Origin of the sequence: Alloprevotella sp. OH1205_COT-284 (genome assembly GCF_003859795.1) — a bacterium.
GTDB lineage: Bacteria > Bacteroidota > Bacteroidia > Bacteroidales > Bacteroidaceae > Alloprevotella.
In genome coordinates, this window is the sequence record NZ_RQYI01000020.1 from 1 (window position 1) to 16,224 (window position 16,224).

15 protein-coding genes are annotated in these 16,224 nt (G+C 48.0%); 11 read left to right on the forward strand and 4 right to left on the reverse strand.

The window, feature by feature from the left end; translation table 11 throughout:
• Positions 1 to 667 precede the first annotated feature (667 nt).
• The 4 genes from EII14_RS06070 to EII14_RS06085 all read right to left on the reverse strand — a co-directional run bounded on the left by EII14_RS06070 (position 668) and on the right by EII14_RS06085 (position 4,315).
• The gene (locus EII14_RS06070) at positions 668 to 847 is read right to left on the reverse strand and encodes a hypothetical protein (protein WP_148090617.1); all 180 of its coding nucleotides are present in this window, start codon (positions 845 to 847) and stop codon (positions 668 to 670) included.
• Entirely contained in the window at positions 844 to 1,281 is a 438-nt protein-coding gene (locus EII14_RS06075; RefSeq protein WP_124931657.1) for a DUF2147 domain-containing protein, read from the reverse strand. Before EII14_RS06075 ends, EII14_RS06070 begins: the two co-directional genes overlap by 4 nt.
• Before the next feature lie 145 nt (positions 1,282 to 1,426).
• Positions 1,427 to 2,407, reverse strand: a complete 981-nt coding sequence (locus EII14_RS06080) for an OmpA family protein (protein ID WP_124931658.1) — start codon at positions 2,405 to 2,407, stop codon at positions 1,427 to 1,429.
• Positions 2,408 to 2,428: 21 nt separating this feature from the next.
• Positions 2,429 to 4,315 (reverse strand): outer membrane beta-barrel protein, encoded by a 1,887-nt coding sequence (locus EII14_RS06085; protein ID WP_124931659.1) that lies wholly within the window; start codon positions 4,313 to 4,315, stop codon positions 2,429 to 2,431.
• A 296-nt stretch (positions 4,316 to 4,611) separates the two neighbouring features.
• Here EII14_RS06085 and panC point away from each other — a divergent pair, with 296 nt between their 5' ends.
• The 11 genes from panC (at position 4,612) to EII14_RS06140 (ending at position 16,216) form a co-directional block, all read left to right on the forward strand.
• Positions 4,612 to 5,466, forward strand: coding sequence for a pantoate--beta-alanine ligase (gene panC / locus EII14_RS06090; protein ID WP_124931660.1), 855 nt, complete (start codon positions 4,612 to 4,614; stop codon positions 5,464 to 5,466).
• A 46-nt stretch (positions 5,467 to 5,512) separates the two neighbouring features.
• A complete protein-coding gene (gene panD / locus EII14_RS06095; protein WP_124931661.1) occupies positions 5,513 to 5,863 on the forward strand; it encodes an aspartate 1-decarboxylase in 351 nt (116 codons plus the stop codon).
• Entirely contained in the window at positions 5,860 to 6,435 is a 576-nt protein-coding gene (gene nadD, locus EII14_RS06100) for a nicotinate (nicotinamide) nucleotide adenylyltransferase (protein ID WP_124931662.1), read from the forward strand. Before panD ends, nadD begins: the two co-directional genes overlap by 4 nt.
• Before the next feature lie 394 nt (positions 6,436 to 6,829).
• Positions 6,830 to 7,621, forward strand: coding sequence for a glucosamine-6-phosphate deaminase (nagB, locus tag EII14_RS06105; RefSeq protein ID WP_124931663.1), 792 nt, complete (start codon positions 6,830 to 6,832; stop codon positions 7,619 to 7,621).
• A 123-nt stretch (positions 7,622 to 7,744) separates the two neighbouring features.
• Positions 7,745 to 8,956 carry an anaerobic sulfatase-maturation protein gene (locus EII14_RS06110; protein ID WP_158608339.1) on the forward strand — a complete coding sequence of 404 codons (1,212 nt, stop codon included), beginning with the start codon at positions 7,745 to 7,747 and terminating at the stop codon, positions 8,954 to 8,956.
• 183 nt (positions 8,957 to 9,139) lie between these two features.
• Complete coding sequence (locus EII14_RS06115; protein WP_124931664.1) at positions 9,140 to 9,781, forward strand: hypothetical protein; 642 nt, start codon at positions 9,140 to 9,142, stop codon at positions 9,779 to 9,781.
• A gap of 30 nt (positions 9,782 to 9,811) precedes the next feature.
• Positions 9,812 to 10,105, forward strand: coding sequence for a hypothetical protein (locus EII14_RS06120; protein ID WP_124931665.1), 294 nt, complete (start codon positions 9,812 to 9,814; stop codon positions 10,103 to 10,105).
• An 11-nt stretch (positions 10,106 to 10,116) separates the two neighbouring features.
• A complete protein-coding gene (locus EII14_RS06125) occupies positions 10,117 to 10,416 on the forward strand; it encodes a cell division protein ZapA (RefSeq protein ID WP_124931666.1) in 300 nt (99 codons plus the stop codon).
• Positions 10,417 to 10,440: 24 nt separating this feature from the next.
• A complete protein-coding gene (gene rny, locus EII14_RS06130) occupies positions 10,441 to 11,982 on the forward strand; it encodes a ribonuclease Y (protein ID WP_124931667.1) in 1,542 nt (513 codons plus the stop codon).
• Positions 11,983 to 13,029: 1,047 nt separating this feature from the next.
• Positions 13,030 to 13,653: a sugar transferase gene (locus EII14_RS06135; protein WP_124931668.1), complete on the forward strand. Its 624-nt coding sequence runs from the start codon at positions 13,030 to 13,032 to the stop codon at positions 13,651 to 13,653.
• A gap of 40 nt (positions 13,654 to 13,693) precedes the next feature.
• Positions 13,694 to 16,216 carry an SLBB domain-containing protein gene (locus EII14_RS06140; protein ID WP_124931669.1) on the forward strand — a complete coding sequence of 841 codons (2,523 nt, stop codon included), beginning with the start codon at positions 13,694 to 13,696 and terminating at the stop codon, positions 16,214 to 16,216.
• The last annotated feature ends 8 nt before the right edge of the window (positions 16,217 to 16,224 follow it).

Here is a 16,224-nt window from a genome sequence, read left to right on the forward strand (position 1 = left end):
TGCCTTTGCCCCTTCTCGCCCCCTCTCCTACGATGAACTTGTTTTTATCTACATTGTCTACACTGATCCTGCAAACAGCTGTTTCACTGAGTGATACGAATGTAGACAAGCCTTTTTTTCGTCTACAAAACCTACACGTTGTCTACATACCGATGTTCGCGACAGACGGAGAGCGACCATAAGCTCTCCCCAAACAATGAAGAAAGATGTAGAGTGTCTACATCGAAGAGAGGCTGATAATCAGCGGATTGAAACAAAAGAAATGTAGACAACTTTTCGTTGTATACATTTCTATCCCACTGAAATGCAACGAAATAACACAGAAAATGTAGGTATGTAGAGAAAAAACAAAAAAAGACAAGAAAGGAGAGGGAGGGAAGCGGAAGAAACGACACCCGAAAGAGAGGTACGGCGACGGTGGGGACAGGGGAAAGAAAAAGAAAAAATGTTTTTTCAGATGATGCCGCCGAAGTTTTACGCTCATGTCGTAAGTATTCAAAAAAAGGTAAGAGATAGAAATTTCTAAGTCTTACCTAAATTTTTCTGCGCCTTACCTAAATTTCTCCGCGACTGACATAAGTTCTTCCGGTCGCATCTCAAAGCCCACTCCGCCTACCGAAGTCGGGACGGAAGAAGAGGGGGTTGCTCCGTGAATCAATCGGCCTCATCACGGAAAACCGGCCATGTTTTTTCCGAAAATGCCCGGACGCATTGTGCAGGTGGTGCAAGCGTGTCGGACGGAGAAAACGAAGAAAGCATCGTCGAGGGAAATTCGCCACGACAGATTTAGCGACAGAAGGAGTCGGCCGGTCGGGCACGAAACACCGACGGCAGACAAACGCGTCATTTCAGTTTCTTCCAATAAACGCGTTTGAAAAAAGGCCCCAGCTTCCCTTTGACGGTCAGCACGTCGGGCGCGTCAAAATACATATCCACGGCATAGACCTTTCCGCTTGTGGGGTCGTAGATCTTACCGTCTGTCCATTTTCCGTTTTTGAACACCACCTTTTCCACCAACACAATCTTATCCGAGGGGGTGTTGCGTTTGGACGGATCGGGATTCTTTTGATCCGTGCGAAGTGTGCCGTCGGGGTTCTTCATGTTTTCGAGCCAAATGACTTGTGCCCGATAACCGTCGGCATACTTGAATATCTTCACTTTGGAATTGCGGCCTTCTTTTTCGGCTTTGTAAACACCGAGAATTTTATCCGCTTCATGTTGTGCACGAGCCGCAAATCCGAAGCCCAAAACCAACACAAGGAGAATGAGTATTTTCTTCATAATCGTCATTTTAGAATGCAATAAATCTGCACAACGCAGACCATTCTGTGCAAAAATACGACATTATGCTCATATCATCAAAGAGGAGGGGGATATTTTTTCGGCCGACACGAGAAAAATCGTATCGGCCGAAAACCAAAACTATTCAAGGCTGAACGAGGGAGATGTCTACTCTTCGTCCGATTTGCCGCTGTGAGCCGTGGTCTATTTTCCCCTGCGTGGCATGGCGCAAACGACTGCGCCCCACTCCCTGCCTTTGGAGATAATCTGCAACAGCTTCCATGCGCGCACGCCCCAAATAGAGGTTGCGCCTCCTGCCGCCTTCGGGCGAAGCATAGCCTCGGAGGTCGAAAAGGACATTCGGAAACCGATGCAGAAAACGTGCCGCCTCGTCCAGCGTGGCTGCGGCCTGCGGAGTGAGCCGGGCTGTGCCGACGTAGAAGAATACGGAGCGTTTGAAATCTGCCGGGAAGCGAATCAACTTCGCATCGGTCGAAGAGGGCGTTGGCAAGGTGTCAGCTCCCGGCACAGCGAGCTGTTGCAAACGCGCTATGATGGCTTGCTGTTGGGCTTCGATGGCAGCCAATCGCTTGTCGGTGTCATCGGCGGTTTTCCGAAGTGTCGCGAGCAAGGCGGCAGTGCCGGCTGCGTCCGGCAACAGATCGACCGCGCCCCATCTTGAACGCGAGGATTTCGAGAGATCCTCCCCGCTGGCCGATTGCTGCAATGCTGCCAGTTGCTCCGTATTTCGAGAGGTTTGTTCGAGTAGTTGGCGAAGCAAAGGTGACAAATCTTCGGGATTTTGCCGATAGGGCGAAACGCTTTGCGGCACACCGACATTCGGGCGTTGAGCGGTCAATAGATGAATGAGCATCTGATAGCGCAACATCTGTTCCGCCGTCAATCGCTCCGCAGGAGGGGGCGGCTGCGAGTGAGTTGCGGAAAGACGGCTCAATGCTTGGAGCAAGACATCTCGGTCGATTTCGTAAAGTGTGCCGGTGTCCGTCACGATCGTATCAACGGCCAATGCCGGCACAACGGTTGTGTCCGTCTGCACCCAACGCGCCGGCATCGGAAGCGCATTGATCAAAACGAAAAGAAAACTGTAAAATAGGGGATGGCTCATGACAATGATGAATGAAAGAGGTTATTTACCCGTCGGTTTCGGTTTGCTCTTCGACAGTTCCTTTTCGAGTTGCTCGATCCGTTTGCGCAAGGCTTCTATTTCTTCCGCCGAAACGCCCAACACCTCCACACTTCCGGCAACACGCCCCGATGCGCCGAGGGCATTCGCCCCGCTTGGCACAAGACTGTGTCCGTTGTTGACCAACGCAAAAAGCAAAATTTTATCCAAATCGCTCAATGTGACGGGTGCGGATGCCGTAGCATTTGCATGCGTCGGCCTTCCGGCCACAACACTATCGATGATTTCATTGAGCTGTGCCGCCGTGAGCACCACAGTGTTGCGCTTTTTGCCCGCTCCCGAGGTTTCTCGCATCAGCTTTGCGTTTTTCAACGAGTCGGCCTCGGCTTCCATTTTCTTTCGAGCGTCCGGATCGAGAATGTTCAACATTTTTTCTTTGGAATCACTCAACAGTTCTCTTTCCTCTTCAAGGCGACGAATGAGTAAGGTGTCTTCTTCCTGTGCGGAATACAAAATCAGAGAATCAAGCTGGGCGATGCGTTCGTCATAGAAGCTCATCAAGCGAAGTTTTTTCTGACGTTCGGCATCTTCCCTCACCGCCTGTTCCTGCATGTCTATGTTGCGCAAACGCGCCACCTCGCTCATGGCATAGTCGTCGTAGAGTTTGCTCGCATTTTGCGCTCCCTTTCCGATGCGCAGGCGCACTCCCATTCTATACATCATATTGGCTCTGACCTGCGAAGGGCGGTAGGCTTTGGAAAATTCGGGATTTTCATTTTCGCAAAGCATGGCATTGACAGCCCCGAAGATGGAGGCATGGCGGTGAATCGGCATTTCCAAACCGGCTCCGGCGAGTGCAAACCACCCGCTTTCGGCGTTGTGTTCTCCATATCGGTCTACATAAGAGTTTTTTACATTCATGTAGCCTCCTCCCAACGAGAGATAGGGCGTCAGACCACGCAAATAGTTGAGCCTGCCGATGAAGTCCGCCCCATAGAGTTGAACTTTTCCATCGATTTTAAGGCTGAGTTGCGAAGGGTTTTCCGTCGAAGCATAATAGAAAGCGCGCGCGCCCAAGACCGGTGTGAAATCCACCCCTGCCGCAGTTCCCCAAAACCATTGGTCTTGCAGTCGGGAGTTGTGGCTGAAATTGATGTAAGCCACGCTCGGATCGGCCACATACACCCAGCCCTTCAAACCTCCGCTGTATTTGGCACGAAGTGCTTCTTCCAGCGGATTTTTGGAACGGCTCGTTCCGCCCAAATAAAGGTTGAACGACGCCGAGAGCGACCAGTTGTGCAACGTTTTGTCCGTAGAACTGAGGCTGTTGCGATAATGGCTCGACTCGTCAAGGTTGAAGAGCGTGTTGCGCACTTCGAGGCCGAGCGTGAGGCGATGGGTGAGGTTGAACTTCGCTCCAAGACCGAGCACCCCGAAGAGCTGTTCTTCGCGATAGTCCGATTCGCCGATCTCCAAGGCATCGTGGCGTATGGTCATGGCACCTGCTCCTCCGAGTGCATAAGGCGTGAAGAGCGTGTTGGGTAGAAAGTTTACTTTCACCTCTCCTCCCCAACGATCCATGCGCGCGGTCGATCCCTCCATACGGTCGGCAATCGTGTTCAGTACGTTCCAATTTCCTTCACGCAATTTCCCTTTTAAGTCGAAAGTTCGATCGTAAGTACCGTAGACCTCCACGTTTTGCCCAAAGCTCCACCCCACTCTCGCGCCCCAATATGCCGTAGCTCCGAGGTTGGCATGTTTGCTCCAAGAGGTATAGCCCAACGTCGGAGAAACGATAAAGTTAATATCGTTCGTTTGCGCTTGCAACAGCCCCGAAGGAAACAAAACGGACAAAACAAGCCATAGAAACGAGAAATAGTTCTTTTTCATCGTGTGATAGTTTAGAATTTTCTTTGATATAGTGAATGTTATCGGCAAAGATACGCAAAAATAACAAGAAAGCCAAAAAACAATCCCTTGCAGCAAAAGAAACGGCCGCGGCTTGCTCGGCACAGGGGGCTGTCTGCCCGATATCGCCCACAACTCATACCCTCCACAGCCCACAATGGTCAAGAAGAGCTGTCAGAAACCGGGGAGCGGACAGTGGTTTATATCGCTTTTTTTTATTGAAATTTGGCGTTATAACGAGTTCGTTGTACCTTTGCGCGTCAAAAGCGACATAACTCATGTATATCATTCACTCCGTTCAGGAACTGAAACAACTCGTTTCTGCCGCCAAATCGGCAGGAAAAACGGTGGGGCTCGTCCCCACAATGGGAGCACTGCACGAAGGGCACGCTTCGCTCATCGACCGCAGTGTGAAAGAGTGCGACACCACGGTGGTAAGCGTATTTGTAAACCCCACTCAATTCAACGATCCCAACGATCTCAACCACTATCCCCGTACCCTCGACGCCGATTGCCGGCTGATCGAAGAAAGAGGGGGAGATATCGTATTTGCCCCTTCGGTGGAGGAAATCTACCCGGCTCCCGACACGCGCGTATTTTCTTATCCTCCCATCGACACGGTAATGGAGGGCGCGAAACGTCCCGGGCATTTCAACGGCGTGTGCCAAGTCGTGTCCAAACTGTTTGAAATGACAACTCCCGACCGCGCCTATTTCGGCGAAAAAGACTTTCAGCAAATCGCCGTGATCAGAGCCATGATGAAAGATTTGGGCTTCGATTTCAACTTGGTAGCCTGCCCCATTGTGCGCGAAGAGAGCGGTTTGGCATTGTCGTCGCGAAACGCCTTGCTTTCCGAAGACGAACGAGAAACGGCCGCTTCTATTGGTAAGGTGCTCTTCGAGAGCCGCCGACAGATGGCTGATCGCGACGTAAGAGCCACACACGACTTTGTGGTCAATGCGCTCAATGCCATCGACGGTTTGGAAGTGGAATATTTCGACATCGTCAATGCCGACACGCTGCAACCCGTCGCGGCATGGGACGAAGCGCAACGCGTGCAGGGCTGCATCACCGTTTTCTGCGGAAAACGCCCCGTCCGTCTGATAGACAACATCGCCTACAAGGCTTCCTAAAACGAGCAATCGGCATCGCCGAATCTACCCACAACGAGATCTCATCATGACTCTTAGTATTCTCAAATCGAAAATTCATTGCGCCACCGTCACCGAAGCCAACCTCCACTACATCGGCTCAATCACAATCGACGAAGACTTAATGGAGGTCGCCGGACTGCTGCCCAATGAACACGTCCATGTGGTCAATAACATGAACGGCGAGCGCATCGAAACCTACGTCATTCGCGGAGAACGCGGTACGGGCTGCATTTGTCTGAACGGAGCTGCGGCACGAAAATTTCAACCGGGCGACGAAGTGATCATCATGGCCTATGCCGACATGTCGCCCGAAGAAGCGGCCGACTTCCAACCCAAAGTCATTTTTCCGCACGAAAACAACCGCCTCGCCCAATGAAACGCATCGGAGTTTTCGGAGGATCCTTCAACCCAATCCACAACGGACACCTCGGCTTGACACATGCCATTCTCCGACAAACGTTGGTCGATGAGATTTGGTTGCTGGTTTCGCCGCAAAATCCTCTCAAATCCCCCGACGACATGGCGGAAGAGCACGTACGTTTCCGATTGGTGCAAAAAGCGATTGAACACGAAGCAAAAATCAAGGCTTCCGATTTTGAATTTCGGCTCAAACGCCCGTCTTACACTTGGAAGACCTTGGCCGCATTGCGATCGGCGCACCCTGACGTTTCGTTTTCACTGATCATCGGCGCCGATAATTGGGCGTTGTTCGACCGTTGGGCACACCCCGAAGAAATTCGGCTTCATCACCACATCATTGTCTATCCGCGCAACGGCTATTCCCAGCAAAGCGAAACATCCGCTTCCGGCATCTCCTATGTGGACGCTCCGCTCTTCCCTTTCAGCAGCACCGACATCAGACGCGCCATTGCCGCAGGAAACGATATTTCCGCAATGGTCCCCTCCACGATCGTTGAAGAGTGCCGCAAAATTTACTCCGCCTCATAACAGAAGGCCTGTCATCATCTGCCACGACTTGCAGACAACGACAGGCTTTCTGTCATTTATGTTCCGTTCTCTCATCCGTTGTCCGCACCGCCCTCCGTCGAAAACGGGAGAACCAACGGACTTCTCCCGAAAAGCCGATCAACACTCCTTCCTGCTCCGATAACGGCAAGGCCTCTCTCCCTCGAAATTTACATTTTGCCGTCGGGCAGGCAGTGCACTCCAATCGGATTTTTCGTTTCAAAAACTTCGGGAAGGATAAGAAAACATTCAGAAAAAGCACAAGAAACAAAAAATATAGTTACCTTTGTATGCAAAATGGGGAAATCCACCCATTTCACCGTTATCATCACCGGGCATTCAATTTGAAAAAAACTTATAAACAATCCTTCGCATTATGAGAGTTATCATCGAACCCAATTACGAAAAGCTATCACAATGGGCAGCCGACTATGTCGTGGCCAAAATCAATGCGGCAGCCCCCACGGCCGAAAAACCATTTGTATTGGGACTGCCGACCGGTTCCAGTCCGCTCGGCATGTATAAAGCCATCGTCAAAGCCTATCAAGAAGGGCGCGTAAGTTTCAAAAACGTCATCACGTTCAACATGGACGAATATGTCGGCCTTGCCGAAGATCATCCCGAAAGCTACCACTCGTTCATGGCCAAAAACCTGTTCGACCACATCGATTGCCCGAAAGAAAACATCAACCTGCTCAACGGCAACGCCAAAGATCTCGTGGAAGAGTGTGCGGTCTACGAAAGAAAAATCGAAGCAGCCGGAGGCATTGATCTCTTCATCGGCGGCATCGGCCCCGACGGACACATCGCTTTCAACGAACCTTTCTCTTCGCTCACCAGCCGCACAAGAGAAAAGACCTTGACCACCGACACGCGCATTGCCAACAGCCGATTTTTCGGAGGCGATCCGAAGGCCGTGCCCGCCACAGCCCTGACCGTGGGAGTGGGAACCGTGATGTCGGCCAAAGAAGTGCTCATTCTTTGCAACGGACACGGCAAAGCTCGCGCGCTGCAAGCTGCCATTGAAGGCCCCGTTTGCCAGGCATGGACGATTTCGGCACTTCAAACTCACCAACACGGCATCATCGTTTGCGACGAAGCCGCGTGCGAAGAACTGAAAGTAAGTACCTACAAGTACTTCAAAGACATTGAAAAAGACAACATCTGATTAGATCTTTTTCTGCGAAATTTGTGCTGACACTCCCAACCGCTCATGGGAGTGTCGGCACATCTTTTATTCGCTCCGAGAACTTTTTCCCCTACTGCTTTTCTCTCATTATCTTGATCGCCTATGCATCCCATACATCTCATGCCCAAGCCGGCCGGATCCATGTGCAACCTGAATTGTGCCTACTGCTACTATTTGGAAAAAAAACATCTTTACGCACAGACGGCACGGCAGGAAATGAGCGATGCGTTGCTCGAAAAATACATCAAAGAATACATTTCATTGCAACCCTCCGACAACGTGCTCTTCACATGGCACGGAGGCGAACCCTTGATACGCCCCATGGCATTTTATGAAAAGGCACTGCGGTTGCAGGAGAAGCACGCCAACGGAAAACTGATTGAAAACGCCCTTCAAACCAACGGAACACTGCTTACGGAAAACTGGTGCAAATTTCTGAAAAACAATAATTTTCTCGTAGGAATTTCCATTGACGGAACGGAAGAGATGCACGACCGGTACCGAGTGGCAAAAAGCGGCAGAGGAACTTGGAAACAAGTAATGAGAGGAGTGGAACTGCTCCGAAGATTTGCAGTGGACTGGAATGCTTTGGCCGTCGTCAACGACTACAACGCCCACTACCCGACGGAGTTTTATCGTTTTTTCAAGTCAATCGACTGCGCCTATCTGCAATTCACGCCCATCGTGGAACGCTTTCACCGACATCCCGACGGCCGTCTGTTGGCATCGCCCATAGAAGGACTTACAACGGCCGAAATGGCATCTTTCAGCGTCGGTGCGAAAGACTGGGGAAATTTTCTGTGTGGAGTTTTCGACGAATGGATCAAAACAGACGTAGGCAGCACTTTCGTACAAATCTTCGACTCTACTCTTGCCGGTTGGATGGGGGTGCCGGGGGGATTATGTACCATGGCGGCCACCTGCGGCCATGCCACGGCCATTGAGCACAACGGCGATGTCTTTTCGTGCGACCACTATGTGTTTCCTGAATTTAAGTTGGGCAATCTCAACAAACAGACATTGGCGGAAATGCTGTACAGCGAAGAACAAGTGGAATTTGGCGCCAACAAACGAAAGCTACTCACAGCCCAATGCCGGGCTTGCGAATGGAGATTTGCCTGCAACGGCGATTGCCCTCGCACCCGAATAGCCGCCAGTGAAAACGGAGAAATGGGACATCCCTATCTTTGCGAGGGCTGGAAACATTATTTTGCACACGTGGCACCGGCCATGGATTTCATGAAACAGCAACTGCTGCGCGGTCTGCCACCGGCCGACATCATGAAACTGCCCTCTCCTCTTTCTCCTATGTAAAGCTTCCGTTTCACACAACGAGAACGGATGAATTTATAGTTTTTTTTTCTTAGTTTTGGAGAAACGAATATTAAATGGTATATTTGCATCAATTTTAGAGATAATGTTCAACTGCGACAAACTAATACGCTGATAGACATTCTTTTCTCAGGAAACAAAACAAGATAAGACAAACAACACCAAATGGGTATATTCTCAAAGATATTCGGCCAAAAGAAGCAAACGGCACAAGAGCCCGGATGGCGCGTGGGAGGAACGGAAGACTTCATAACACTCATCCGCGTTTACTACCAAGCCGTGATGGCTTCCAACTTCGGCATCAGAGATATGCGCCTTCTTCCCGATTTGCACATATTCAAACACACGTTCAAAGTGCAAACCGTCAATAATCGCATCGGTTTGGGAGAAAAAAGCAGGTGCAAAAAAATGCTGAAAGAAATATATGGCATCTCGGACGATTTTTTCAAAGAAATCGACAACAGCATCAAACGCCGATGCAAAAACATCAACGACATGCAAACCTACCTGTTTCAGTTTCAAGGTTTCTCACAAGAGTTGATGATGCTGATGGGCAATTTGATGAATTGGAAATTCCGATTGCCCGGTTTCTTGAAAGCGACGCTCAAACGACTCACGGAAAAGACAATCAACGACATTTTCACCAAAGAAAATTGGAAAGACGAAGGAGTTCGGCAAGCCGTAGGGCATGTGCGGAGTTATCAAAAACAGCTGGGGTATTCGGCGGCGTGGATGACGGAATTTGTGTATAACGTCCTCATTTTGGCAAAAAAAGAACCCAAAGGCGACGCCACCGCAGAAAAATAATCCTCATTCAACCCAAAGCTTCCGACCGCCATGACTCTTGAAGAAGAAAAAAAACTACATCAGTTTGAGACGCGTGTGCGCCAGCTTGTGATGAAGCATAAAAGTGTTGTGGAAGACAACAACAAACTCCGAATTATGCTTGACGAGCGCGACACACAAATCAATGCGCTCAAAAATCAAGTGGCAGAAATCGAGAAGCAATACGCCACGCTAAAAATGGCCAAGATGATAGAAATCACCTCGGCCGAAACAGAGTCTGCGCAAAAACGCATAGCCAAACTTATCAGGGAGATAGATAAGTGCATAGCCATGCTCAACGTATAAGGCAAACCATTATGGCAGAAATCAGCGACAAACTCGTCATACAACTGCGCATCGGCAACCAGCTGCACCAAATCACCGTGCAACGAGATAAAGAAAAAATCTTTCGAGATGCTGCGGAATTCATCAATGAGAAATTCAATAAATACAGCGCGACCTTTCCCAATCAAAGCCAAGAGAAATACAGCGCAGTGGTTTTGATTGATTTGGCCGTACAAATCTTGCAAATACAACACAACAACGACACCCGTCCCTTCGTGGAAGCGATGGAACAACTCACCAAGGAAATCGAAGAAACCTTGGAAGAATCATAACCTCGACACAACAACCTACAAACAATGAATATTATCACCCTCATCATCGCCACCGTTGGTGCTTTGGCACTTGGTTTTGCGATGGGCTACGGACTATTCAGATATGTGATCGGAGCCATCTATAATAAAAAGATGGAAGCCGCACAACGAGAGGCCGAAGTCATCAAAGAAAAGAAATTGCTCGAAGTTAAAGAGAAATTTCTCAACAAAAAAGCCGAGTTGGAAAAAGAAGTGCAGCAGCGCAACCAACGCATATTGCAAACTGAAAACAAGCTCAAACAAAAAGAACTCGGCATCACCCAACGACAAGAAGAATTGGGACGACGGAAACAAGAGTTGGACTCGCAAATGGGACGCCTGAAAGCGCAAGAGCAGCTCATTGCCCGAAAAGAAGAAGAACTGAACAAAATGCAGCAGAGAGAAATCGAAAAACTCGAAGAGTTATCCGGACTTTCTGCCGAAGAAGCAAAAGAACGCTTGATGGAAGGGCTCAAAGCCGAAGCACAAACAAGGGCACAGAGCTACATCAACGACATCATGGACGAAGCCAAACTCACAGCCAACAAGGAGGCCAAACGCATCGTCATCCAAACCATTCAACGAGTGGCAACAGAAACGGCCATCGAAAACAGCGTCACCGTGTTTCACATTGACAACGACGAGGTGAAAGGGCGCATCATCGGACGCGAAGGTCGAAACATCAGAGCACTTGAAGCAGCTACCGGAGTGGAAATCGTGGTAGACGACACGCCCGAAGCCATTGTCATCAGTGCCTTCGACCCCGTTCGTCGCGAAATCTGTCGTTTGGCTCTCCACAACCTGATTTCAGACGGACGCATACACCCGGCACGCATCGAGGAAGTGGTGGCCAAAGTGAGTAAGCAGGTGGAGGAAGAAGTTATTGAAACCGGAAAACGAACCGCTATTGATTTGGGAGTCCATGGCCTACACCCCGAACTGATCCGCATCGTCGGAAAAATGAAATATCGCTCTTCTTACGGGCAAAACCTTTTGCAACACGCACGCGAAACGGCTAACCTCTGCGGCATCATGGCAGCGGAACTCGGCCTAAATCCGAAAAAAGCGAAACGTGCGGGTTTATTGCACGACATCGGTAAGGTGCCCGACGAAGAAACAGAACTCCCTCACGCTCTCTATGGGGCAAAACTCGCCGAAAAATACAAAGAAAAGCCCGATGTATGCAATGCTATCGGTGCGCACCATGATGAAATCGAGATGACGAGCCTTCTTGCTCCCATTGTGCAAGTTTGCGATGCTATCTCGGGAGCACGCCCCGGAGCACGACGCGAAATTGTTGAGGCTTACATCAAACGCCTCAACGATCTTGAAAATATAGCCATGAGCTATCCCGGCGTTGTCAAAACCTATGCTATTCAAGCCGGCCGCGAACTGCGTGTGATTGTGGGAGCAGACAAAATCAGCGACAAAGAGATCGAAAACCTGTCTAACAACATAGCTACCCGCATTCAAAACGAAATGACTTATCCCGGTCAGGTTAAAATCACCGTCATACGTGAAACCCGTTCTATAAGCTATGCCAAATAAAAGGTAACAGAATAAAAAAGCAGATGAAAGAGACGCGCCGACCTCGGACGCGTCTCTCTGTTGAAACCGCTGCAAAGCCACCCCTATTTTCGTGATGTACTCGAACGCACCTTTGGCTACACACCAAATGCGTTTTTAGTTTTTTAGGGGGGCAGGATTGCCGTTATGCGGACTTCCCCCTATGGTTTATCTCGTAAAACGTCGAAAAACATACACTATTTCTTGCATATTATTGAAATTCAGCAACATGTAAGTGTACATAACAGTTTGACGGCATACACAAGGAGTGTTTAAGTCTTTGATGCACAGACAAAAACGAATGTAGACGGATTTTCCCAAAACCTACACTGTCTACATGGTCGGGGGGGCGAGCATCTGCACACCTTCCCGATAGAGTGTGTAGGTTGTAATGACGAATGTAGTTGAAACCTCGCATTGTCTACATTCCCAACGACCTATATATCTGCGACTTAACAAATAAAATGTAGACAATGTAGATAAAAACAAGAAAAAGTCCCGGTAAAGGCTGAAAGTTCCTTTTTTATAGAAGAAACTCCTCACCTCCTCTTCGGCTTGTCCGAATATATTTTCAATGCGTCGGAGCACATCTTACCTAAGGAGTAGAATAAACGGAGTAACGAGTAGAAAAATCTATCACTGACCTAAATTTCGCAAGTCCTTCATCGGCTCTCTCTCGGTGATTCGGATTTCCCGTAATCGTCTAAAAGGCCTTTCCAATGTATGGAGGCCCTTCACCCTCAAAAATAGAATGAAACTTTTGCAGAAATCTCCTCTGATCTGTCAATCAACCGATCGCATGCACACAAAGAATACAAAAACGAATGCCGGGTAAGCAATGTTTCTTCAAAGCAAATTGCCCTATTTACCACAATAAAACAAACCCAAAAGCGTTTATTCATTAAACCTTGCCTTCGCATTGATACAACGAAACTACTCTTTCACTTCCTTTATCGGAAAAGGAGAAAGGAATAGCTCCGTGAACTGCGAACAGACCTTAAAACAAGAATGAACGCCCATCATTTTATCATGCCTGACACCAACGTAACAGACGACGTAAACAACCACAAACGACTTTCTATCGGCCAACAATATACGAAAAGAGCATTTGATATTTTCTTCTCCTTCTGGGCACTCATCTTTTTGGCTCCCGTATTTTTGAGCATAATCATCCTGCAAAAAGCCACTTCGAAAGAATCCGTTTTTTTTCGACAAGAAAGGATAGGATTGAAAGGAAGACCTTTCATGATTCAAAAATTTAGGACGATGAAAGAAGATGCAGAAGAAAACGGGCCACAGCTGGCCAATGAGAAGGAACTAAACAAATACACCAAGTTGGGACTCTTTCTTCGCAGAACTCATCTGGATGAACTCCCACAATTATGGAACGTTCTGAAAGGAGAAATGTCGTTTGTGGGCTATCGACCGGAACGCCGGTATTTCATCGACCAAATTCTGAAAATAGACAACAGATACATCGAACTCTACGATATGCGCCCCGGCATCACTTCCGAAGCAGCGATCTATAACGGCTATACCGATACGATGGAGAAAATGTTACTTCGTCTTGACATGGATTTAGCCTATATGAAAAAAAGTTCCATCAAAACCGACTTGATCATACTTTTCAAAACTATCGGTATGTTTTTCTAAATAAAGACATACAACATCATAGCTTGCAATACTTTCAATAATGAATATCAAGAAAATTTTCTTTCTGCTTGTTTTGGGCTGTTTATTTGTCCAAACAAGTTTTGCACAAAATACGATGAGCGACGAACAAATCATGTCGTTCGTAGCCAGAGAAAGAGCCAAGAATACTCCAAACAGTCAGATTGTCACACTATTGATCGAAAGAGGAGTTTCCATTGACCGCATCAGGAAGATCAAGGAAAAATACGAAAAACAAAAAAATAAGACCATCCAAGGTGCCATCAATATTTCGGGAATAGACAAAAAGACAGAAAGCAGATTGCGCAAAAACAACGGAGAAAAAACGCAAGAACAAAATCCCAACTTCAAACATACGGCAAAGGAGACAGAAAACGAAATTGAACTTTCCGATTATGAAAAAGAAAGATTAAAAATAAAACGCCGAAAGGCGATGAGAAAAGAGCTTGATTTCGTTTTGGAAGACAGTATAGACTACGACGAAATAGAAGAAGAATATCTGCTCCCCAAGAAAAAAGAGAAACAAGTTTTTGGAAGAAATATTTTCAAAAACAAAGAACTGACCTTCGAACCGGAAATGAATATTGCCACTCCCTCTGATTACAGATTGGGAGCGGGAGATGCCGTATATGTAGATATTTGGGGAGCTTCCCAAAAACAATATATAGCCACAGTCAGTCCCGAAGGAGTGATCAATATTGAAAATTTCGGGCCGATTCAAGTCAGTGGAATGACAGTAGGACAGGCGAACAATCATGTTCGTTCGATACTGGGACAACGCTTCGGAGGTTCAAACATTAAACTCACCGTCGGACAGACCAAAACCATCACCGTCAATGTGATGGGAGAAGTAGAACACCCTGGAACCTATACCCTATCGGCTTTTGCCACCGTATTCCATGCACTTTACATGGCAGGAGGAACCAATGAAATCGGAACGATGCGATCTATCAAGGTATATCGCAACAACAAACTGATTTCCAACATAGACCTTTATGACTATATTCTCAACGGAAATCTCAAAGGAAACGTTCGCCTCGCCTCCAACGATGTCATCGTGGTGGGAGCATACGAATGCTTGGTAAACATCACGGGAAAAGTAAAACGCCCCATGTTTTACGAAATGAAAACTTCGGAAAGCGTTGCCACCTTGCTCAAATATGCAGGCGGATTTACCGGCGATGCCTACGAGGATCAAGTGAAACTCGTGCGCAAAAACGGAGGTCTGATCAGTGTCTATACCCTTGGAGATTTTGAAAGAGGGAAATTCCAATTGATGGATGCCGACTCTATCAGCGTAGATTCCGTGCTCAATCGTTATAAAAACATGGTCGATCTGCGCGGCGCCGTGATGCGTCCGGGATTATATCAAATGGATGGCAACATATCTACCGTTCGACAACTCATCGAAACCGCAGGAGGGCTTACGGAAGATGCCATGACGACGCATGGCTTGATTCATCGTCGCAAAGAAGACCGTACCTTGATGACCGAACGCTTCAACATCGGTGCTTTGCTTAACCACAGCGCACCCGACATCGCGCTTCGTAATGAAGACGCCGTATTCATTCCATCACGAAAAGATCTGAATGAAGAACTCACATTGAGCATCGAAGGAGAAGTACGTTATCCGGGGAAATATCAATTTTCCGAGAATACGACCATCGAATCTTTTATTCTGCAAGCCGGCGGACTGACAGACAAGGCCAGTTTGGCAAAAGTAGACGTATCCAGACGCATTCGCGACAAAAAAGCAATGGTCACCGGCAATCAAATGGCCGAATTTTTCACATTCTCGCTCAAAGAAGGTTTTGTGATCGACGGAGAGTCTAATTTTATACTACAACCTTTCGACGAAGTATTCGTGCGCACTTCTCCCGGATACTACGAACAACAACATGTCATCATCGAGGGGGAAGTACCTTTTGCCGGTCGCTACACCATTACCAAGAAAAACACGCGTCTTTCCGATCTTGTCCAACTTGCCGGCGGAGTAACCAAAGATGCCTTTTTGGAAGGTGCCCGATTAGAACGCCAAATGACCGACATCGAGAAATTGAAACAACAAGAAATTATCAAAATTTCCAGCATTAACGACTCGACCGATGTCCGCAAGATACATATCGGCGAACAGAAGAACGTCGGAATACACCTTGAAAAAGCCCTTGCCAATCCCGGCAGCAACCGTTGGGACATTATTCTCAAAGACGGCGACCGTCTGATTATCCCCCAATTCGACAATACGGTCAGCATCAGCGGAGAAGTCATGTTTCCCAATACCGTGGCTTATAAACCCGGCGCAAACTTATCTTATTATATCAACCAATGCGGCGGATATAGTTTAAAAGCCAAAGAGCGACGTACATTTGCCGTCCACATGAACGGTACAGTGGGAAGAGTTCGTTCTTCAAAAGACATAAAACCCGGTTCCAACATCGTGGTGCCGGCCAAACGCAAGAGCAACATCCCATTCACCTCTTGGGTTTCGCTCTCCATGACCATAGCCACTTTGGCCGCAGTAGTTGTCAGTGCTTTCAAGAAATAAGTACCTTT